Below are 21,121 nucleotides of genomic sequence, written 5' to 3' on the forward strand. Positions count from 1 at the left end.
CACCGCGCGGCCGGGATCCCTGACCCGTAGGGTGGGCCTCGGCGGCCCCGCGGTCCCCCGCCCACGCGTTCAACCGGCGCCACTGACTCGACGCCGGCATTACTGCCCACATAGAAGAGCACATCGCGCATGAACATCCTGCCCATCCAGACCTACGACTACGACCACCCGCAAGGCGGCAACGCCTGCACCGCCCAGGCCTGGGCACGCACCCCGGCAGTCCCGTCGCCCGCCGAAAAGCTTGAACTCAAAGAGCGTATCCGCCGCCTCCTGAAAGAAAAAGAAGCCGTCCTGGTCGCCCACTACTACGTCGACCCCGACCTGCAGGACCTCGCCGAGGAAACCGGCGGCTGCGTCTCCGACTCCCTCGAAATGGCGCGCTTCGGCCGCGACCATCCGGCGAAAACGCTGGTCGTCGCCGGCGTGCGCTTCATGGGTGAAACCGCCAAAATCCTGAGCCCCGAAAAAACCATCCTGATGCCGGACCTGGAGGCGACCTGTTCGCTCGACCTGGGCTGCCCGGCCGACGAATTCGCCGCCTTCTGCGACCAGCACCCCGACCGCACGGTCGTGGTCTATGCGAACACCAGCGCTGCCGTCAAAGCGCGCGCCGACTGGATGGTGACCTCCTCGATCGGCCTCGACATCGTCAAGCACCTGCACGAGCAGGGCAAGAAGATCCTGTGGGCGCCGGACCGCCACCTCGGTTCGTATATCCAGAAGCAGACCGGCGCCGACATGCTGTTGTGGCAGGGTTCCTGCATCGTGCACGACGAGTTCAAGGGCATCGAACTCGACCTGCTCAAGGCCGAATACCCGGACGCGAAGGTGCTGGTGCACCCCGAGTCGCCCGCCAACGTGGTGGCCCAGGCCGACGTCGTCGGCTCGACCACCCAGCTGATCAACGCCGCGGTGACGCTGCCGGCGACGCAGTTCATCGTCGCCACCGACAACGGCATCCTGCACAAGATGCGCGCCGCCGCACCCGGCAAGCACTTCATCGAAGCGCCGACCGCCGGCAACAGCGCCACCTGTAAAAGCTGCGCGCATTGCCCGTGGATGGCGATGAACGGCCTCAAAAACCTGGCCGAAGTGCTGGAGTCGGGCGCCAACGAGGTGTTTGTCGACCCGGAGATCGGCCGCCAGGCCGTGCGCTCGATCGACCGCATGCTCGATTTCGCCGCCGCGAAAAAGGCACAAGCGCTGCCAACAGGCGCGCTGGAACAGAATAACAATCTCTTTTCGAATGTGGGCCCGGCATGACAAACCTGCGTAATCCCCACGCCGCCTTTGACGACAAGCTGCAGGCGTCGTTCGAACAAAATATTTTGGCCGCGCTGCTGGAAGACATCGGGACCGGCGACCTGACCGGCATGCTGGTGCCCGAGGAACCGCGTGCACGGGCACGCGTCCTCGTGCGCGAGGCGGCCGTGCTGTGCGGCGCACCCTGGTTCGAAGGCGTGATGCTGGCCGTGGACCAGGACATCGAGATCGACTGGCACTATGCCGAGGGCGATTTGATGGCGAAGGACAGCGTGGTCTGCATGATCTCCGGTTCGCCACGTTCGCTGCTCACGGCCGAACGCGCCGCACTGAACTTCCTGCAGCTGCTCTCCGGCGTGGCCACGGCGACCCGCACCTATGTCGACGTCATCGCCGGCACGAATGCCGCCATCCTCGACACGCGCAAGACGCTGCCGGGCCTGCGCCAGGCGCAGAAATACGCGGTGCGCGTCGGCGGCGGCAAGAACCAGCGCATGGCCCTGTACGACGGCATCCTGATCAAGGAAAACCATATCGCCGCCGCGGGCGGCGTGACGCGCGCGCTGGCCAATGCGACGGCGCTGGACGCGGGCCGGGGTTGCAACGTCCCGGTGCAGATCGAAGTCGAGACCATCGCCCAGCTGGAAGAAGCGCTGGCGGCAGGCGTCAAGTCGGTGCTGCTCGATAACTTCAAGCTCGACATGATGCGCGAGGCGGTGAAAGTGAATGGCGGACGGGCGCTGCTCGAGGCCTCGGGCGGCATCAACATGGAGACCGTGCGCGCGATTGCGGAGACGGGCGTGGACCGGATTTCGATCGGCAGCCTGACCAAGGATGTGCGGGCGACGGATTATTCGCTGCGTATCGTGGGCTGAATCGGCCGCTTTGCTTGAATGAAGATGGGCCGGTTATCCGGCCCATTTTTTTATCGCGTGGACGGGTTCCCGTCCACGCTGCGAAACCCGGTACCGGATCTGTTCAAACGCCGCTCTCGCTAAACGCCGCTCTCCCTAAACGCCGCTCTCGCTCGCCCGCGCCAAGGCTTCCGCGCGCGGACTGCGCATTGCGACCGGCTCCCCGACCTGCGCGGCGATCGCATCGACGGCATTCGCCACCTGCTCGGGATGCGCATAATGCACCATATGCCCCACGCCCGGCTCCAGGTGCAATTCGGTCGACTGCCCGCCGGCCTGCAGCTCCTCGTGCAGGCGCTCCGAGTGGCTGGCCGGCTTGAGGACCTTGTCCTGGGTGCCGCTCACGATCTGCACCGGCACCCGCAGCGTTTCCAGGCGCTTCGAGAGCGACAGTGCGGCAGGAATCATCAGCGCCGCCTCGGCCGCGCTGGCGCGCATCTGGCCGGGCCGCAAGGCCATCCAGGGGGACATCTGGCGGAAGCGCTCCGACACCTCGCGTGGCGCGAACATGTGCTTGCTGGTGAGCGGCCACAGCATGCGTCCGGTGAGCGGCGAGACCGTATAGCGCATCAGGTCGCCGACGATGGGAATGGCCGGCGGCGCGGCGAGCGGCACGTCGAGGCGCAGGGTAGGGTAGTAGTAGCCCGACAGCAGCACCAGCCCGCGCACGAAATCCGGCACCTGCAGGCCCATGGCCATGGCGACCATCGTGCCCCAGGAATGGCCCAGCACGATGGCCGAGTCGACGCCGATCTGCTGCAGCGCGTGGTGCAGCAGGCGGGCCTGGGCGTCCGGCGTCCAGACCGTGCTGCGCGGGCGCTCGCTGTAGCCGTAGCCGGGGCGGTCGAAAGCGATCACACGGTAGCGTCCGCTCAGCTGGTTCAACAGGCCGCTGTACTCGAAATCGTTGGCAAACACGCCGTTGCCGTGCAGCAGGACGAGCGCCGGGCCGCTGCCGCGTTCGAGATAGTGCAGGCGCACGCCGTCGACCTCGACGAACTTGCCGCGCGGCGGATTCTCGCGTTCGGCCTGCGCGGTCTTGCTGCGCACGACCAGCCAGGATGCGACCAGGCCCAGTCCGGCCACGAGCAAACCGGTGCGCAAGCGGCTGTCGGTGATGCTGCGATTGAAGCTACGGGTCAGCTTTGTCGTCAAAATACTCCCCTTTCGTTGATGATGCCTGGTGGTAGGCCTATCGGTAGCGGTACGGAACCGGCGCGCAGCAGCCTCGCGACCTGCGGCAGCAGCCGTTCGGCCGAGTGCTCGAGTTTCAGGGCAAGCAAGTGGTCCGCCCGGGTGCGGCCGAGGTTGACGGCGGCGATCGGTTTGCCGGATTCGTGCGCCAGGCGGCAAAAGCGAAAGCCCGAATACACCATCAGGGACGAGCCGACGACCAGCAAGGCGTCGGCCGTTTCCATCCGGGCCAGCGCGCAGGCCGTGCGCGCCGCCGGGACGTTATCGCCAAAAAATACCACGTCCGGCATCAGGGCGCCGCCGCAATGGCTGCAGACCGGCAAACGGAAGTCGTCGAGCATTTCCGGCTCGACCTGGGCGTCGCCATCGGGCAAGGGTTGCGCGCCGGCGCCCGCCACCTGCGGGTTCAGCGCGGTCAGCTCGGCCTGCACGAAAGCACGCGGCACCCTGGCCCCGCAATCGAGGCAGGCCACCGAGTGGATATTCCCATGCAGTTCGAGCACCGCATGGCTGCCGGCGCGTCCGTGCAGGCCGTCGACGTTTTGCGTGAGCAGGGCGCCGAGATGGCCGGCGGCTTCGAGCGCGGCCAGGGCCTCGTGGCCCGCGTTCGGCCGCGCCTGGGCCAGCACCGGCCAGCCGATCATGCTGCGCGCCCAGTAACGGCGCTGCACCGCCTGCGAACGCCGGAACTCGGGACCCTGGATCGGCTGCCTGCCGCGCCGCACTCCATCGCGGTCGCGGTAATCGGGGATCCCCGAAGCGGTGGACAGGCCAGCCCCGGTCAGGACCAGTGTCTTCGGATGGCGCGCCAGGAAGTCCGCCAACAGGTGTGCCATTTCGGCCGCGCTATCGTGTCCATCGAATCCCTCAGCCATCGTGATGCATCCTCCCCTTTCGGGGAATCGTAGCACCGTTGCGGGTTCATACGACACACGATTCCGGGTGTTCATCACACGCCGCTTGCCGCATCGCTCATCCGTGGATAGCGTGGGGACTCCAACCCAACCGAAGAGGAAATCATGCGATTCTTGTTGATTGCTGCATTGAGTGCGCTGGCTATAGGCGCAGCACCCGCGGTCTGCGCCGAGGTGCCGGCCCACGTCGGGCGCCACACGACCACGCCCGAGGACCAGCGCGCCATCGCGCAGGTCGTGGCCGACTTCCAGGCGGCGCTCAAGACCAGGGATATCCGGCTGCTGGCATCGCTGATGCTCAACACCGACATTCCCTTCTCGTCGCCGGCCGCGCCCCAGTGGATCAAGAAGGCGCGAGAAATGCACGATCCCAACGCGAACGGCCTGCGCGCCGGCGGCTTCCACGATTTCGCGAAGTTCATCCGCGAGAGCAAGGTACCGGTCGAGGAGCGCTTCTACAACGTGAAAATCACCCAGGACAAGAACGTCGCCTGGGTGATGTTCGATTACGAATTCGTCGAGGACGGCAAGGTGTACAACTACGGGATCGAGACCTGGCAGATGATGCAGGACGTCGAGGGCAAGTGGAAGATCGCCAGCGTCTGGTGGACGTATAACCCGATGGAGAAAAGCTGATCCAGCGCGCCGACCCGGCTTGCCGCTCAGCGTGCCGACACCGCGATCCCGCCGACGATCAGCCCGAACGCCAGCGCGTGGTACAGGTGCGGCGCCTCGCCCAGAAAAGCGGACGAGAGCAGCGCCGTGAACAGCGGCGTCAGGTTGATGAAGAAGGAACCGAGCGTCGGGCCGGCTTTCTGCACGCCGGCGCCCCAGCAGCGCATCGCCAGGATCGCCGGTCCGATGGCCACGTACAGCAGGGCGGCGGCCACGGGCCAGCTCCACGCCACCGCGACGCTGCCCAGGGCCAGTTCGGCGCCCGTGAAGGCAGCCGACCACAGCACGCCATAGCCGACCTGCACCAGCAGGAAGGCGGCCCAGTCGGCGCGCAGCGACGGGAGGTCGCGTTGCTGCATCAGCAGCCAGCTGTAGAACGACCAGGCGATGGTCGCGAGGATCATGTACAGGTCGCCCGTGACCAGCCGCAGCGCGGCTAGCTGGTCGACGTCGCCCCGGCACAGCACCACCAGCACCCCGAGGATCGACAGCAGGGCGCCGCCGACCTGGCGCGGCCGGACCGGCGCCTTGAAGAACAGGCGCCCGACCAGGAGCATCCATACCGGCATGCCGGAGGCAACCAGGGTGACGTTGATTGGCGTCGAGGTCTGCAGGGCCAGGTATTGCAGCGAGTTGTAGAGGCCAATGCCGAACAGCCCGAGCAGGGCGTAGCGGCGCCAGTTCGACAGCGCGCCGGAACCGGGTCGCAAGGCGGCACGCCCGAGCGGCAGCAGGATCAGCAGCGCGATGGTCCAGCGCAGCAGGTTCAGCGTCATCGGCGGCACGGCATCGCGCACGAGACGCCCGACGATCGCGTTGCCGGCCCAGAGGACGGGCGGCACGGTCAGCAGCAACGCGGTGGAGAGGCTCAGTTTGCGGGTCATTGCATTCAGTTCAGCGGGCTCAAGCGAAAGCAGCCCGTCGTGGCGACGGGCTGCGTGAAAACGGGAGGATCCTAGCGCCGTTCCGGGGTGAGCACGCTCGGCAGCGCTTTCGGCAGCGTATCGGGATAGTCGCGCGAATAGTGCAGGCCGCGGCTTTCGTGGCGCGACAGTGCGCTGTTGACGATCAGCGAAGCGACATCGACCAGGTTGCGCAGTTCCAGCAGGTCGTGCGTGATGCGGAAATTGCGGTAGTACTCGTCGATCTCTTCCTTCAGCAGCTTGATGCGGTGCTGGGCGCGTTCGAGGCGCTTGGTGGTGCGCACGATGCCGACATAATTCCACATGAAGCGGCGCAGCTCGTCCCAGTTGTGGGCGATGACCACTTCCTCGTCGGCGTTGGTGACCCGGCTTTCGTCCCAGGGCGGCAGTACCGGATTGTCGACGCGCGGGGCGGCGGCGATCTGGCTGGCGCAGGCGCGGCCCACCACCACGCATTCGAGCAGCGAATTGCTGGCCAGGCGGTTGGCGCCGTGCAGGCCGGTGCAGGCGGTCTCGCCGACTGCATACAGGCCGGGGATGTCGGTGCGCCCGGCGAGGTCGGTGACCACGCCGCCGCAGGTGAAGTGCACCGCCGGTACGACGGGAATAGGTTCTTTGGTGATGTCGATGCCCAGTTCGAGGCAGCGCGCGTAGATGGTCGGGAAGTGCTCTTTTAAAAATTCAGGCGGCTGGTGACTGATGTCGAGGTGGACGTAATCGAGGCCGCGCTTTTTCATTTCGAAGTCGATGGCGCGCGCCACCACGTCGCGCGGGGCCAGTTCGCCGCGCTCGTCGTGGGCCGGCATGAAGCGCGTGCCCGCTGCGGCGCCCGCTTCCGGCGGCAATTTCAGCAAGCCACCTTCACCGCGGATCGCCTCGGTGATCAGGAAGGATTTCGCATACGGGTGGTACAGGCAGGTCGGATGGAACTGGATGAATTCCATGTTCGAGACGCGGCAGCCGGCGCGCCAGGCCATGGCGATGCCGTCGCCGGTGGCCGTGTCGGGATTGGTCGTGTAGAGATACACCTTGCCGGCGCCGCCGGTGGCCAGCACCGTGTGCTCGGCCTCGAAAGTGAGGACCTTGCCGCTCGTTTCATCCTGCACGTAGAGGCCATGGCAGCGCGGCTGGCCGACCAGGTGCGGCGTGCCGCGGTGGACACCCTTGCCGGTCAGCTTGTCCGAGGTGATGACGTCGATCGCGCAGTGCTGTTCGAACAGCGAGATGTTCGGGTGCGCGCGCACCTTCTGTTCGAGCGTGACCTGCACCGCGTGGCCGGTGGCGTCGGCGGCGTGGATGATGCGGCGCTGGCTGTGGCCGCCCTCGCGCGTCAGGTGGAAGCCCAGTTCGGCCGTCGCGTCGCGCGTGAACGGCACACCTTGCTCGATCAGCCATTCGATCGCTTCGCGGCCGTGTTCGACGATATAGCGCGTGCTGGCTTCGTCGCACAGGCCGGCGCCGGCCACCAGGGTGTCGGCGATGTGCTGGTCGTGGCTGTCGCCGGAATCGAGGACGGCGGCGATACCGCCCTGGGCCCAGTTGCTGGCGCCGTCGAGCAGCGCGCGTTTCGAGATGATGGCAACCTTGCGCGTTTGCGCCAGGTGCAGGGCCACCGACAGGCCGGCCAGGCCGCTGCCGACGATTGCGACGTCAAATTTCATGGGGCGTATAAGATTTGTGCAGAAGCATCACTATAGACGATTTGCAGCGGATGCGTTTCCGACAATCTTGTCCTTACGCCTGTCGTCGCCGCTCCCGCCTACCAGGAGCCGAGCCAGCTCGCGCAGGCAAAGGCAACCGCGTCGCGCCAGGCGCTGCGCCGCGCGTCGGGGCCGGCATGGGCGATCTCGACGCGCCGGCTGCGCGGGTACTGCCCCTCGAGCGCGCGCGCCGCATCCCGGGTTGCCGGCTGGGCCCCGCCGCAGACCAGCAGCACGCGCCCGCCAAAGCCGGCCAGCGCCTCCGCCAGCCTGGGCTGCACACCCTGGCCGGGCCCCTCGCGCCCGACGGCGCGGCTGGCAGCGCGGCGGAAAGCGGCGGCGCGCCGGAACAGCCGGTCAGCCGCCGAGCGCGGGCCGTAGCGCAGCACCGGAGCGCCTTCCTCGGCGGCGGCTCCGACTGCGGCGGGCGCTCCCGGCAGCAGCGGGTCGAGCAGCGCGAGGCCCGTAACGCGCGCATCGCCCGCGGCATACAGGGCGGCGCCGGCGGCGGCGTCGCCCGTGGCGAGGATGACGGATTCTTTCATTTCGGGCACGTGGATGAAGAATTCTTTCATCGCCGCGCCGATGTCGTCCACCCCCTGCAGGGCGGCATGGCCATCGCTGTCGCCGGCGCCCACGCGGTCGAAGCGCATCACGGCCACGCCGCGTGCGGCGAGCAGGCGCGAGAGCAGTGTGAACTGGCGGTGGCTGCCGGCGCGGTACTGGGTGCTGTCGGCCAGGATCAGCATGCCGCGCACCAGGGGCCGCTCGGGTACGTCGACGATGCCGATCAGGGCGTTGCCGGCGCAGTGGAAGCGCAGCGCGCGCTGTTCGAGTTTCATGCCGGGTCCTCCAGGAACAGACGGCAGGTCGCCGCGCGCAGCGCCGGGCAATCGAGCTCGCCGTCGCCGGTCCAGAGCGGCGAGCCGTCGAGCGGGTGAAAATGCAATGCGGCCCCGGCCGGGCGCCAGCGTTCGGCCAGGCGCGCTGCGCTGGCGGCCAGTTTCGAAGGCGCCGGGCCGTTGTAGGCGAACCAGTGCACGGGGCAGGGCGGCAACACCAGGTGGGCGGCGTCGCAGGCATCGATGGCCTTGACCAGCGGCACGGCCACTTCGAAGCCGCCCACCTCGATCGCGCCATGCACGGCCAACTGCGCGCGCAGCGCCGCCGTGCTGCGCGGCGCGCCGGGCGCGGGATCCTGGAGTTGTTCGGACTGGCGCAGGAACTGGTTGATGCAGGCGCGTCCGCTCATGAACGGCTGCCACAGCAGCACGCGCCGCGCCCGCAGGCGCGCCGTCGCGTCGAGCGCGAGCAGGCCGCCCAGGCGCAGGCCCCACAGCGTCAGCGGGCCGCTGCCGCGCTCGGCCAGCCAGCCTGCTGCCAGGGCCAGGTCGTCGTGCCAGATCTGCCAACGGCCGGCGTTGAATTCGCCGCAACTGTCGCCACAACCAAACAGGTCGATCTGCAGTACCGCATAGCCGAGCTCGGCGAAGGCGCGCGATTGCAGCGCGGCCATGCGCCGCGTCCGGCTGAGCTCGCCGGCGAAGGGATGGACGTAGAGGATCGCCCCGCGCGGCGCCACGTGCGGATTGGGCGCGTGGTACAGGGAAAAGCGCGTGCCGGGCTCGGCATCGAAGAAAAACGGCTCCACGCGCGGCGTGGTCAGCAGCGGAGCATTCATGGCCGGGTGTCTCCTGCATTGTAGAGCGTGTGAAAAAGCTTCATGGCAAGGCGCTTCGTCGAAGACAGTACGCGGGTACGGCGAGACGATGCAAGGCAGCCATGGCGCTTGTTCACGCGCTCGTGGGGCCCGGCACGCCGGCGCGGCGTGTCGCGGCCGGTTTGTCGGCATAACGATCGTGCATTTATGTCAATTAGACACGCGTGCCGCCCGCTGACCTTGCGCCCACACAGCTGTGGCCGAGCAATTTCTATTGACGAGGGTCAATGACCTGTTTGCAGTTTTTCTCAATCATGCATTTTTACCTTGAGCGTGATCGGAGGAAATAATGGCCCAGCTGGCACACGAACTGGTTGACGCGGCAGCCGCCTGGACACCCCAGGCAACCGCCCTGCGCCACGGCGTCGAGCGCATCAGTTACGCCGGGTTGGCGAGTGCGATCGCCGCCTTTGCCGGGGGGCTGCACGCAGCCGGCCTCGGCGCCGGCGACCGGGTGGCGGTCTGCCTCCCGGCCTCCACGCCGGCCGTGGCAGCCCTGCTGGGCGCCTCCGGCGCCGGTTGCGCCTTCGTTCCGGTCGACCCGACGCTGGGCGCAGCCGGCTGCACGGCCCTGCTGCGCGACTGCGGCGTGCGCCTGCTCGTGATCGACGCGGTCGGCCTGCATGCGCTCGGCGACGCGCTCAAGGACTGTCCTTCGCTGCGCTGCATCGTCGTGCATGGCGGTGGCGCCCCGCGCCGCGTGGGGGTTCCCGTGCTCCCTGGGACAGCTTCCTGGGATCGGCCGCGCAAACCAGCCTGCCCGCACCGGCGAGCGCCGGGCTCGCCGCATTGGTCTATCCGGGTGCCGGCAGTGCGCCCGCTGCGCCCCGCGCGCTGGCGCTGTCGCACCGCAACTTGGTGGCCGGCGCTGCGTCGACGGCGCGCTGTCTCGGCATCAAGCCGGCCGACCGGGTGGTGGCGGCGCTGCCGTTTCACGGCGACTACGGCCTGAACGCCTTGCTGTCGGCGCTGGCGGCCGGCGCGACGGTCGTGCTCGATGCCGTCGGCGGCACGGCGCGTGGCACGGTCCCCGGCGCCTTGCCCGACCCGGCGGCGCTGGCGCGCGTGCTCGAGCGCGGCGACATTACCGGGCTGGCCGCCTTGCCGTCCACCTTCAATGCCCTGGCCGAACATGATCTCGCGCGCGCCGCCGATTGCCTGCGCTACGCCGCCTGCGCCGGCGGCGGGCTCGAGCGCGATGCCCTGGCCGCCTTGCGCACGGCGCTGCCGCACACCCGGATCCACCTGCTGTACGACATCGGCGAGGCCTGCCGCTCGACCAGCCTGATGCCGGCGCAGCTCGACGAGCACCCGGGATCGATTGGGCGCGCCACGCCGTATTCGGACTGGCTGGTGCTGCGCCCGGACGGCCGCGAATGCGCCCCGGGCGAGACGGGCGAACTGGTGCGCCGCGGCGCGCTCATCGCCCTGGGTTACTGGAACGATCCATGCGCCAGCAGCGAAGAATATCGCTTCCTGCCCCCGGCTGCCGGCCTGGCGGGCCGCGACACCGGTTACTGGCCCGGCGTCACCGCGCGCAAGGACCTGGAAGGCTACCTGTATCTCGCCGAAGGACGCCACGACACGATCATGAGCGGCGGCTACCGGATCAGCGGGCGCGAAGTCGAAAAAATCGTCGTCGGCACCGGCCTCGTGGCCGAGGCTGCGGCGGTCGGGGTTGCCCATCCGGTGCTGGGACAGGTGATCGCCGTGCTGGCCACGCCCCGGCCCGGGGCACGGCTCGACTCCGCGATCCTGTTTGGCGCCTGCCGTGCGCGCCTGCCGCAGCACATGCTGCCGGCGATGGTCGACGTGCGCCGCGCACCCTTGCCGCGTTCGCGCGACGGCCAGATCGACCGCGCACTGCTGGCCGGCGAGCTGGCGCCGCTGTTTGCCGAGGTGGCGCCATGAGCGGCGCCGCGACTGGACTCTGTGGGTGGTGCTCGACCGAGCCGCCCGGCATGCCGCTGGAAGAGATGGCCGCGCCTTTCGCGGGCGCGCGCCAGTTGCGCAGCGCCCGGCACAGCCTGGGCGCCGTCGCACTCGCGGCCGGCCCCGGGGAAGCCAGCCTGTACCACCAGGATGGCCTGCTGATCGTGCACTGGGGCGAACGGGTCGAGGCCCTGGCGCGCCTCTGGCGGACCCACGGCCCCCGGGCCTGCGCCGCGCTGTCGGGCCACTTTGCCTTCGCCTTGCTCGACGAGCGCCGCGGCGAAGCCTTGCTGGCCGTCGACCGCTGCGCCACGCGTCCGCTGTTCTACCAGATGGCCGGCCGCAGCCTGCTGTTTTCCAGCAGCAGCGAGGCGCTGGCGCGCCACCCCGGCGCGGGGCGCACGGTCGATCCGCAGGCCCTGTTCGATTACCTGTACCTGCACGCCGTGCACGGCCCGCGCGCGATGTTTGCCGGCCAGCGCCGCCTGGCGCCCGGTGAATGCCTGCACCTGCATGGCGGCCGGCTCGAGCGCATCCGCTATTGGCGCATGCGCTACACGGAACACGCCGCCGACGCCGCACCGCACACGGAACTGCTCGACGCGCTGTCCTGCGCCGTTGACGCCGGCAGGACGCGCCAGCGCGACGCCGTGATGCTCGGCGGCGGCGTTGCCAGTGCGCTGCTGGCGACGCTCCTGCAGCGCGGCGCCGGCGAGGCCGTGCACAGCTACGCGGTCGGCTTCGGCGCCAACGGCGGGCGCGGCCTGGCGGGGGCGCGCGCGGCGGCGCGCCGGATCGGCAGCCGGCACCGCGAGCACATCCTCGATGCCGGCGACGTCGCCGACGCCGTGGCGGCGCTGGCCGCTGCGAGCGACGCCCCCTGCGGCGACCCCGGCGCGGTCGCCATGCTGTTCGCAGCGCAGATGACGCGCGAGGATGGCTGCCGCAATCTGCACGGCGCATTCGGCGCCGCCCAGCTGTTCGGGCGTGGCCGCTACGCCCACATGGCGCGGGCGAACCGCTATGAACGCCTGCCCGCGGCGCTGCGCCAGCTGGCGATCGAACCCTTGCTGTTCGGGCTCGGCGCACGCCTGCCGGGCGCCTTCGAACGCGTGCGCACGCGCATCGAACAATCGATGGCGCCGCCCGTGAACCGGCTGCGCCGGCGTAATGCACTGCTTGCCCACGGCGCGGCAAGCGTGTTCGAACCGGCCTTTCTCGAACTGGTCGATCCGGGCGCGCCGGCCGCGGCGCAGGAAGAGGCATGGTGGCTGGCGCAGGCGCGCAGCGCCGCCAACCGCGCGGTCGACCTGGCGTTGCAGGGTGACCTTCCGTGCCGGATCGTCCCCGCCTTCGCGGCCGCCTGTGCAGCGGCCGGCGTGCAGGCGGCGCTTCCCTGCCTGGACGATGCGGTCGTCGCCATGTCGGCGCGCCTGGCGCCGGCGCACAAGAGCGGCAAGGGGCCGCGGCGCCTGTTCGGCCAGGCGCTGCGCGAGCTCGACGGCGTGCTGCCTGCGGTCGCCGCCGGGACACCGGTGCTTCCCTTCGGGGCTTGGCTGCAAGGCGACGCCCGGCTGCGCGCATTGGTTTACGACAGCCTGTCCGACCTGGCGCGGCGCCGCATCGTGCGCCGTGAATTCATCGACCTGCTGCTCGGCCGGCGCCTGCCGGAAGACCCGGCAATCCACGGCCAGGCGGTGTGGCGGCTCCTGATGCTGGAACAGTGGCTGGCGCGGGCGCGGCGGGATGGTTTCGCGGCCGAACGGCAGCGCAACGAGGCTTCGCTGGTGGAAGCCTAGTCCGAACCGGCGCCCGGCCGCGCCCGGCCTCCGGCCTGGGCCGGCGCTCGCGGGTGCTCAGCCTCCCGCCAGCGCGTCGTACACTGCAAGATAGCTGCGCGCCATTGCCGGGAGGCTGTGGTGCGCGATCACCTGGCCACGCGCCCGCGCGCCGTGGCGGGCGCCCATCTCCGGGATGCGGCAATAGTCCGCGATCGCCGCCGCCATCACATCGGGCGACATGGGCGGCACCAGGATGCCGGTCAGCCCCGGCTGGACCAGCTCCCTGTGCACGCCGACCGAAGTCGCGACCACCGGCAAGCCGGTCGCCATCGCTTCCAGCAGCACCTTGCCGCTGCCTGCGGCCAAAGCCGGCAGCACCATCAAGTCCATCGCCCGCATCAGCTGGGCGGTATCGAGGCGCTCGCCCGGCAGCCAGGCACGGTGCCCGGCCCCCGCACGTTCCAGCATGGCCTGGCATTCGGCGCGCATCGGACCATCGCCGACGATCAGCAGGCGCAGCCGGCTGTGCGAAGCGTGGGGCGAGGAAATGAGGCGCAGGAAAGCTTCGACCAGGGTCGTGTCGTTCCTGGCGTCGTCCATGCGCCCGACGCTGCCGATGACGAAGGCATCGTCGTGCATGAAGCCGTCGGGCCCGACGGCCGCGTGGGGCCCGAGGCGCGGGTGGAATTCGAGGCTGTCGACGCCGTTCGATATCTGCGATACGCGCGAGGGTTCGGCGCCGACCTGTTCGATCAGCCAGCGTTCCTGCTCGGCATTGGCGGCGATGTAATGGCCGACCAGCGGACGCAGCGCGCGGCGCAGCAGGCTCGGCGGTTGGGAGGGGGAGGGCTCGGAGTATTCTCGCCCATATTCGCCGTGCACGCGCAGCCGCACGCCGGCCAGCGCCGCCGCCAGCTGGCCTTCGAGCCCGCCGAGGTTGCGCGTATGAACCAGGTCGGGCCGCAGCGCGCGCAGGGCGCGCACCATGCGCAGGAAGTGGCCGGGGTCGGCGCCATCGCGCTTGTGCAAATCGATGAGTTCGACACCATGCTCGCGCAAGTCGTGATGGAACATGCCGTGGTCGCGCAGGCACAGGACCGCGTGCCGATAGCGTTCTCCCGGCATGTGGGCAATGAGGTCGAGCAGGCCGTTACCGGCGCCACCGCGGTCGAGGCGGTTGACGACATGGGCGACCAGGCGCGGCGGCGCAAAGGCCGGGGTCATCGCCGCAACGGGACGATTACCCATGGCAGGCAGCGCCCGCCCGGCGCCGCACGGGAACATGGCCGGATCTCATGGGTGTGCGCAGGAAGATAGAGAACGGCGCAGAGAAGGGCGCAGAGAACGGCGTGGCCGGGCCGGCCGCGAGCGGTGGACGAAGGACATGGGACGGTCTCCGGTGAGAGCCTGGCCGGCGCGCGGCGGCAGGTCTGTCGATTATATGGCTGCGCGTGGCGCGCACCGCGTAACCCTTTTTCTCGTTGATACCGGTCAAAGCGCTCGCGTGCCGCAGCGAAACGGCACGTTGCGGGCCGACAATTCGCCAAGTGCTTGTGACAAACTTCTTCGGAGCTTGATCTATGTTCAGATAGAAAAGATCTGGCCAAAATCCGCGGAACCTGCTTACTGCTGACCTTGTCTGAATGGCAGTCATGTGTTTTCGCCAATGACGGCGGGACGCTTTTTCAGGGAGACCAGCATGTTGGTAGACGAATTACCGATCGCATCGTTCCAGGCAGCACCAGCCCGGCCGTCGGCCGTGCGGCCCACCCCCGCAAGCGGACAGGCGGCGCTGCGCACCGAGCCGCAGGTATTCAGCGTCCGGGTCGCGCTGTCGGCCGGGCGCCATGCCGACAGCGGCGCCCTGGTGCGCCGCATGTACGCCTGGCGCGGTTATACCTTCGAGAGCGGCGAGGGCGATGCGCACAAGGTGACGCTGTATGCCGAGACCGGCGGCGAGCTGGTCGGCACGATGAGCCTGTGCCTCGACAAGGGCACGGCCTTGCCTGCCGACGAGAATTTCCGCGACCGCCTCGACATCCTGCGCCACCAGGGGCGCCGCCTGTGCGAACCCTCGCGCCTGGCAATCGATGCCGGCATGTCCAAGCGCGTCTTCGCTGCGCTGATCCACATATCCTACCTGTATGCCTGCGAGCTGCACGGCTACACCGATTACGTCATCGAGGTCAATCCGCGCCACGTCGCGTTCTACCAGCGCATGCTCGGGTTCGCCAACTTCGGCGGCGAGCGCCCCTGCAGCCGGGTCGGCGCGCCCGCGGTACTGCTACGCCTGCCGCTGGACGAGATGGGCGCCAGGATCCGCAAATGGGGCGGCAGCTTCGAGGAGTATGCCGGCGAGCGCTCCTTCTATCCCTATTTCTTTCCCGCCTCCGAAGTACCCGCCATCAGTGCGCGCCTAACGGCCCTGTGCCGGGGAGGGGAATGGGCATGAGCCAACTGAACGATCTGCAGGAACACGCGGGCTTCGAAGCGGCGCTGGCCGCGATGGCGGGCGTGGTTGGCGCCGCGCACGTGCTGGCCGACGAGGGCACGCGCGAACGCTATGCGCGCAGCACGGCGGCGCGGCCGGTGCTCCCGCTGGCCCTGGTGCGCCCGGCGGATGCCGGGGAAGTGGCGCAACTGGTGAAAATCGCCGCGCAGGCGCGCCTTGCCGTGTATCCGATCAGCACCGGCAAGAACTGGGGCTACGGCGACGCCTGCGCGGTCGGCGCCGGCCAGGTGATCCTCGACCTGTCGCGCATGAACCGGATCATCCACGTCGACCCGGAACTGGCCTACGCGGTCATCGAGCCCGGCGTCACGCAGCGCCAGCTGTCCGACTACCTGCGCGAACAGGGCCACCGCCTGTGGGCCGATTGCACCGGCGCCGGACCGGATACGAGCTATATCGGCAATATCATGGAGCGCGGCTTCGGCCACTCGCCCTACGGCAACCGCCTGCAGCACGTGGCCGGCATGCAGGTGGTGCTGGCCGGCGGCGACCTGCTCGAGACCGGTTTCGGCCATTATGCGCAGTCGCGTACCACCCACCTGTTCCCGTACGGGGTCGGTCCCTTCCTCGACGGCCTGTTCACGCAGTCGAACATGGGGATCGTGACCAGGCTGGGAATCTGGCTGATGCCGCAGGCCGAATGCGTCAACCATTTCCTGTGCAGCGTGCCGGAACACGTCGATATCGCACCGGTCGTCGACGCCCTGCGCCCCTTGCGCCTGGACGGGACCCTGCGCAGCATCCTGCACATCGGCAACGACATGCGCGTGCTGTCGGGCGGCGGCACCTTCCCGCGCACGGCGGTGCCGCAGGGCGCACGCCTGCCCGACGTGCTGCGCGCCGCCATGCGCCGCGAAGCCGGGGTCGGCGCCTGGAGCGTCTCCGGCGCACTCTACGGCACACACGCCCAGGTGAGCGCGGCGCGGGCGGCACTGCGGCGGGCCCTGCGCGGCACCGCCGCGCGCCCGGTCTTCATCAGCGAACGTAGCCTGCGCGCCGGAGCCCTTGCCGCGCGCCTGCTCGGCGGCTCGGACGCCGGCCGGCGCCTGCGCGCCAGGGTGGCACTGGGCGAATCGCTGTTCGCGATGAATCGCGGCGTGCCCGACGGACGCTTCCTGGCCGGCGCCTACTGGCGCCGGCGCGAGGCGCTGCCCGCTGGTTTTCCCGCGCAAGCCGACCCGGCGCGCGACAACTGCGGGCTGCTGTGGGTCTCGCCGGTGCTGCCGCTGCGCGGCGAGGACATGCTCGCCGTACATGCACTCGCGCAGGCAAGCTTCGACAAGTACGGCTTCGACCTGTTCGCCACCTTCAGCATGATCAACGAGCGCACGCTCGGCGGCGTGCTGACCGTGGCCTACGACAAGGAAGACAGCGACGAAGCCGCGCGCGCCCGGGCCTGCCATGATGAAGTCTTCGGGCGCATGTTCGAGGCCGGCTATATTCCCTACCGCGTCGGCAACCACGCGATGGGCCGGCTCGACCCGGCGGGCGACAGCTACTGGCGGACGGTGGGCGCGATCAAGGCACCGCTCGACCCGGCCGGGATCCTGGCGCCGGGACGCTACCAGCCGGGTGTGGCGCAAGGCATGATGTAGGGCTGCGGTGGGCATGGTTGGGTGGGCGCAAGGGCAGGGGCCAGTATCGGCCCCGCGTCCAGGTCGCACCTGCGCGGCGTCAATCTGCGCGACCGAACCAGTTCCGGCGGCGCGGGACTAAACACATGGAGGCTCGAAGCCGCCGTGCGTGCTCCTGCGTACGCCGCCGCACCGAGCGTTGCGGCCGCGCGGCCTAGCATGTCGGTTCACCCAATCTTTAAGGAAACACCATGTCCATGACGAATGCTTCTGTACAGGCGGCTGCGCTGGCGGACAAGATCCGCTCGATGCGCTTTGCCATGTTTACCACCGTCGACGAACACGGCCACCTGATCAGCCATCCAATGACCAACCAGGAGACCGACGATCAGGGCGGCCTCTGGTTCTACACCTCGATCCACGCGCCGCTGTGGCAAAACATCGCGCTCCAGCCCGAAGTCAATGTCAGCTTCGCCCAGCCGGAGGACAGCCTGTACGTCTCGATCAGCGGCACCGCCGAGCGCGTCGTCGACCGCGAACGCATCCGCGCCCTGTGGAATCCGATGGTGCAGGCCTGGTTCCCGCACGGTCCCGACGATGAACACGTCGTGCTGGTGCGGGTTGCGCCGCACAGCGCCGAGTACTGGGACTCGAACGACAGCAAGATGGTGCGCCTGTTCCAGATGGCCAGGGCGGCCGTGACCGGCACCTCCCCGGACGTCGATCCGGGAGAGCATGGGAGGATCAAGCTGCAATCCTGATCCGAAAAAACCTAACGCGCAGGGGGCAGGTCGGCTTCCGACTGGTTCGCGCCGGTCTCGGGCGATCCCAGCCCGGTCCCGGTGCCGCCGGCCTGCTGGCCGCGGGTATCCTGGGCACCGCGCGCGCCGCTCTGGACTGCGCTATCGTCCGCCTCCGGCCTTGGCTCGGGCGCCGCCGGCGTTGCGGCTGCGCGCTGGCCCGGCGGGGAGTCGATCTCGCCGGTGCTGTGCGTCAGCTGGGCGCCGCCGCTGCCGCCGGTCTCCTGCTGGGTCTCGTGCCGCGGCGTCGCGCCGGCCTGGCCGCTGGTGAGGCCGCCAAGGCCGAGCGTGGTCGATGCCGCGTCCGCTGGCGTGCTGGATGCCGTGTTGGACGCCGTGCCTTGTCCTGTGCCTGCATTGTTCGAGGTTTGCGTAGCCATTCTGGTCTCCCGTGATTCAGTCTCCCGATTATGCCCGCGCAGGCTTCTTGTACCATCGGTGTGTGCAGCGTGACGCTGTAGGAGGAAGACTCATCGAGCGCAAAAGAAGCGGCCCCAGGCCGCGGCTGCGCATCTGGACAGGGCGCCGCGGCCCTGGGGGACGGGAAACATGCAGGCCGCATGCGCGCAGCGCGGCGCGTGACGGAATCGGACCCGCGAGCGGACTCCTGGTGTATCGTTGCGGATGGGAATGTTCGCCTGGTCCGTAAGCCGAGGAGACAGCAGATGACAGCCTTGCCACCACCCAGCACCGGCCCCGCGCGGGGCGCCGCCTCCAGCCCCGGCACTGCATCGACTGCCATTCTCGAGGCGCTGATCATCGGCGCCGGCTTCGGCGGCATCTGCATGGCGGTGGCGCTGCGCCGCGCGGGCGTCGAGGATTTCCTGATCCTGGAAAAGGGCGGCGACGTCGGCGGCGTCTGGCGCGACAACACCTATCCCGGCGCCGCCTGCGACGTTCCCTCGCACCTGTATTCGTTTTCCTTCGCGCCGAACCCCGACTGGTCGCACACTTTTGCCCGGCAGGCCGAAATCCACGCCTACCTGCACGACTGCGTGCACCGGTTTTCGATCGCCCAGCATATCCGCCCCGGCAGCGAGGTGGCGGGGGCACGCTACATCGAGGAGCGCGCGCTGTGGGAGGTGCGCCTGGCAGGCGGCGAGCGCCTCCTGGCGCGGCTGCTGGTGAGCGCGACCGGCCTGCTGAGCCGTCCGCTGCTGCCGCGCCTGGCGGGCATCGACAGCTTCCGTGGCCCGGCCTTCCATTCGGCGCGCTGGGACCACGCCTGCCAGCTGGACGGCAAGCGTGTCGCCGTCATCGGCACCGGCGCCTCGGCGACCCAGTTCGTTCCGGCGATCGCGGGCCGGCTTGCGCGCCTGCTTGTCTTCCAGCGCTCGCCATCCTACTTGAAGCCGCGCAACGACCGTCCATACCGGCCATGGCAGAAGCACCTGTTCCGGCGCCTGCCATGGGTGATGCGCGCCCATCGTGGTCTCATCTACGCCAAATACGAAGCGCGGGCCCTGGCATTCACGCGACTCAGGAGCATGATGTGGCTGGCGGTCGGCCTGCCGTTCCAGCGCATGCTCGAACGCGAAGTCAGGGGCGCCGCCCTGCGCACCGCCCTGACGCCCGACTACCCGATCGGCTGCAAGCGCATCCTGGTCAGCGACGATTACCTGTCCGTCTTCGCCAAACCCTCGGTCAGCCTGGTGACGGAGCCGATCCGCCGCATCACGCCGACGGGAATCGAGACCGAAGACGGCCGCCAGCACGAGGTCGACGTCATCATCTACGGAACCGGGTTCGCCGCCACCGACTTCCTGGCCCCGATGTCGATCCAGGGGCGCGGCGGACGCGACCTGAACGATGCGTGGCGCGGAGGCGCCGAAGCCTATCTCGGCATGACCGTGCCCGGCTTTCCGAATTTCTTCATGCTGTACGGCCCGAACACCAACCTCGGCCACAATTCGATCATTTATATGCTGGAGAGCCAGGTGCGCCACGTCATGCGTTGCCGCGAAGCGATGCGCGTGGCGGGCGCGGCGTCGGTCGAGGTCGAGCCTGGCGCGCACCGGCGTTTCAATACCCGCCTGCAGCGGCGCCTGGCCGGTACCGTCTGGCAGGGCTGCAGCAGCTGGTACCTCGACCGGCACGGGCGCAACAGCGCCAACTGGCCGGGGTTCACTTTCAGCTACCGGGTCCTGACCCGCCGCGCGAGCCTGCTCGCCTATCGGTTCAGCACGCCCCTGCCGGGCCAGCCGGGCGCCGTGTCCATCGCCGCGCCACGCTCCGTGCCGGAACGTTTCAGTGCGGCTTTCCAGCGCGGCTTCCTGCGCACCTGCTTCAAGCCCTTCATCGGGCCTCCGTTCAGCGCCCGCGCGCAGCGCCGCATCATTACGCTGCTCGCGCCGCTGATGCCGGGTGTCCCGGGCGTCAGCTACCGCCAGGTCTAGGTCGGCGGCCTGCGGGTCGAACTGGTCACGCCCGAACGACGGGAGGAGGGGGCCGTGCTCTTCCTGCACGGGGGCGCCTTCTGCCTGGGCAATCCCCGCACCCACCGCAGCATCACCTCGCGCTTCGCCCGCGATGCGCGCCTGCCGCTCTGGGTGCCCGACTACCGCCTCGCCCCCGAGCATCCCTATCCGGCCGCGCTCGAGGATGCGTTCGCCTGTTACGACGCCATGGTCGCAGCGGGGATCCCGGCGCACAGCATCGTGCTGGCCGGCGACTCGGCGGGCGCGTCGCTGGCGCTGGCCGCCGCGATCCGCCTGCGCGCACGCGGCGCACCCATGCCGGCGGCATTGGCGCTGATTTCCCCCGTTACCCGGATGCCGCCGCCCGGTCCGGAGACGCACCAGAACGCCGCCGTCGATCCGATGGTACGCGCGTCCTGGGTGCGCCAGGGCATCGCATGGTATGCCTGCGCAGCGGATGACGAGGCCCATCACCCGCTGCGCTGCGACCTGCGCGGCCTGCCGCCGATGCTCGTCCAGGGGGGCGATGAGGAAATCCTGCTGCCCGACGCCGAGCAACTCGTCGAACACGCGCTTGCCTGCGGCCTGGCCTGCCGCTTCGAACTCCATCGCGGACGCTGGCATGTCTTTCACCTGCAGGCGTTTTACCTGCGCTCGGCCGCGAATGCGATTGGCGCGCTGGCCCAGTTTGCCCGTGAACGCATCCGGGCCGCCTCGATTGCGGACGCGCCGGCCGACGCGCAGACTTCCGGGCCCGTCGCGGACGAAGGCGCGCTGCGCTGAGCCGCGCTCCGTGCGGATC

17 protein-coding genes and 1 pseudogene are annotated in these 21,121 nt (G+C 69.2%); 10 read left to right on the forward strand and 8 right to left on the reverse strand.

What is annotated here, in order from left to right; all coding sequences use genetic code 11:
• Positions 1 to 129: 129 nt before the first annotated feature.
• On the forward strand, positions 130 to 1,263 hold the full coding sequence (gene nadA / locus AC1MEM_RS16120) for a quinolinate synthase NadA (protein WP_499472113.1): 1,134 nt from the start codon (positions 130 to 132) through the stop codon (positions 1,261 to 1,263).
• The gene (nadC, locus tag AC1MEM_RS16125) at positions 1,260 to 2,138 is read left to right on the forward strand and encodes a carboxylating nicotinate-nucleotide diphosphorylase (RefSeq protein ID WP_499472115.1); all 879 of its coding nucleotides are present in this window, start codon (positions 1,260 to 1,262) and stop codon (positions 2,136 to 2,138) included. The genes nadA and nadC overlap by 4 nt, the downstream gene beginning before the upstream one ends.
• Positions 2,139 to 2,273: 135 nt before the next feature.
• Here the strand turns inward: nadC and AC1MEM_RS16130 are convergent, their stop codons facing one another.
• Positions 2,274 to 3,332, reverse strand: a complete 1,059-nt coding sequence (locus tag AC1MEM_RS16130) for an alpha/beta fold hydrolase (protein WP_499472117.1) — start codon at positions 3,330 to 3,332, stop codon at positions 2,274 to 2,276.
• Complete coding sequence (locus AC1MEM_RS16135; protein ID WP_499472119.1) at positions 3,329 to 4,246, reverse strand: NAD-dependent protein deacetylase; 918 nt, start codon at positions 4,244 to 4,246, stop codon at positions 3,329 to 3,331. The genes AC1MEM_RS16130 and AC1MEM_RS16135 overlap by 4 nt, the downstream gene beginning before the upstream one ends.
• 144 nt (positions 4,247 to 4,390) lie before the next feature.
• Here AC1MEM_RS16135 and AC1MEM_RS16140 point away from each other — a divergent pair, with 144 nt between their 5' ends.
• On the forward strand, positions 4,391 to 4,921 hold the full coding sequence (locus AC1MEM_RS16140) for a hypothetical protein (protein ID WP_499472121.1): 531 nt from the start codon (positions 4,391 to 4,393) through the stop codon (positions 4,919 to 4,921).
• Positions 4,922 to 4,947: 26 nt separating this feature from the next.
• On the opposite strand, the gene AC1MEM_RS16145 is transcribed toward AC1MEM_RS16140, so the two are convergent.
• The 4 genes from AC1MEM_RS16145 to AC1MEM_RS16160 form a co-directional block, all read right to left on the reverse strand.
• Positions 4,948 to 5,844, reverse strand: coding sequence for a DMT family transporter (locus AC1MEM_RS16145; protein ID WP_499472123.1), 897 nt, complete (start codon positions 5,842 to 5,844; stop codon positions 4,948 to 4,950).
• A 71-nt stretch (positions 5,845 to 5,915) separates the two neighbouring features.
• A complete protein-coding gene (gene nadB, locus AC1MEM_RS16150) occupies positions 5,916 to 7,544 on the reverse strand; it encodes an L-aspartate oxidase (protein ID WP_499472125.1) in 1,629 nt (542 codons plus the stop codon).
• Positions 7,545 to 7,642: 98 nt separating this feature from the next.
• Entirely contained in the window at positions 7,643 to 8,425 is a 783-nt protein-coding gene (locus AC1MEM_RS16155; protein WP_499472127.1) for an alpha/beta hydrolase family protein, read from the reverse strand.
• Entirely contained in the window at positions 8,422 to 9,264 is an 843-nt protein-coding gene (locus AC1MEM_RS16160; RefSeq protein WP_499472129.1) for a hydrolase 2, exosortase A system-associated, read from the reverse strand. Before AC1MEM_RS16160 ends, AC1MEM_RS16155 begins: the two co-directional genes overlap by 4 nt.
• Before the next feature lie 328 nt (positions 9,265 to 9,592).
• Between AC1MEM_RS16160 and AC1MEM_RS16165 the strand changes: the two genes are divergently transcribed.
• The 3 genes from AC1MEM_RS16165 to AC1MEM_RS16175 are packed head-to-tail and all read left to right on the forward strand — an operon-like array spanning position 9,593 to position 13,034.
• On the forward strand, positions 9,593 to 10,255 hold the full coding sequence (locus tag AC1MEM_RS16165) for an AMP-binding protein (protein WP_499472131.1): 663 nt from the start codon (positions 9,593 to 9,595) through the stop codon (positions 10,253 to 10,255).
• A complete protein-coding gene (locus AC1MEM_RS16170; protein WP_499472133.1) occupies positions 10,162 to 11,214 on the forward strand; it encodes an AMP-binding protein in 1,053 nt (350 codons plus the stop codon). The genes AC1MEM_RS16165 and AC1MEM_RS16170 overlap by 94 nt, the downstream gene beginning before the upstream one ends.
• Positions 11,211 to 13,034 carry an asparagine synthase-related protein gene (locus tag AC1MEM_RS16175; RefSeq protein WP_499472135.1) on the forward strand — a complete coding sequence of 608 codons (1,824 nt, stop codon included), beginning with the start codon at positions 11,211 to 11,213 and terminating at the stop codon, positions 13,032 to 13,034. The genes AC1MEM_RS16170 and AC1MEM_RS16175 overlap by 4 nt, the downstream gene beginning before the upstream one ends.
• Positions 13,035 to 13,091: 57 nt before the next feature.
• Here AC1MEM_RS16175 and AC1MEM_RS16180 read toward each other — a convergent pair whose 3' ends face one another.
• Complete coding sequence (locus AC1MEM_RS16180; RefSeq protein WP_499472137.1) at positions 13,092 to 14,300, reverse strand: glycosyltransferase; 1,209 nt, start codon at positions 14,298 to 14,300, stop codon at positions 13,092 to 13,094.
• Positions 14,301 to 14,715: 415 nt separating this feature from the next.
• On the opposite strand from AC1MEM_RS16180, the gene AC1MEM_RS16185 reads away from it, so the two are divergent.
• From AC1MEM_RS16185 to AC1MEM_RS16195, 3 genes are all read left to right on the forward strand, one after another.
• Positions 14,716 to 15,468, forward strand: a complete 753-nt coding sequence (locus AC1MEM_RS16185) for an N-acyl amino acid synthase FeeM domain-containing protein (protein ID WP_499472139.1) — start codon at positions 14,716 to 14,718, stop codon at positions 15,466 to 15,468.
• On the forward strand, positions 15,465 to 17,123 hold the full coding sequence (locus tag AC1MEM_RS16190; RefSeq protein ID WP_499472141.1) for an FAD-binding oxidoreductase: 1,659 nt from the start codon (positions 15,465 to 15,467) through the stop codon (positions 17,121 to 17,123). The genes AC1MEM_RS16185 and AC1MEM_RS16190 overlap by 4 nt, the downstream gene beginning before the upstream one ends.
• Positions 17,124 to 17,353: 230 nt before the next feature.
• Entirely contained in the window at positions 17,354 to 17,863 is a 510-nt protein-coding gene (locus AC1MEM_RS16195; RefSeq protein ID WP_499472143.1) for a pyridoxamine 5'-phosphate oxidase family protein, read from the forward strand.
• A gap of 11 nt (positions 17,864 to 17,874) precedes the next feature.
• Here the strand turns inward: AC1MEM_RS16195 and AC1MEM_RS16200 are convergent, their stop codons facing one another.
• Positions 17,875 to 18,282 (reverse strand): hypothetical protein, encoded by a 408-nt coding sequence (locus tag AC1MEM_RS16200; protein WP_499472145.1) that lies wholly within the window; start codon positions 18,280 to 18,282, stop codon positions 17,875 to 17,877.
• A 285-nt stretch (positions 18,283 to 18,567) separates the two neighbouring features.
• On the opposite strand from AC1MEM_RS16200, the pseudogene AC1MEM_RS16205 reads away from it, so the two are divergent.
• Positions 18,568 to 21,102, forward strand: a pseudogene (locus tag AC1MEM_RS16205) (alpha/beta hydrolase fold domain-containing protein).
• Positions 21,103 to 21,121: the final 19 nt, after the last annotated feature.

It is taken from the genome of Telluria sp. AIW5, from assembly GCF_056680575.1.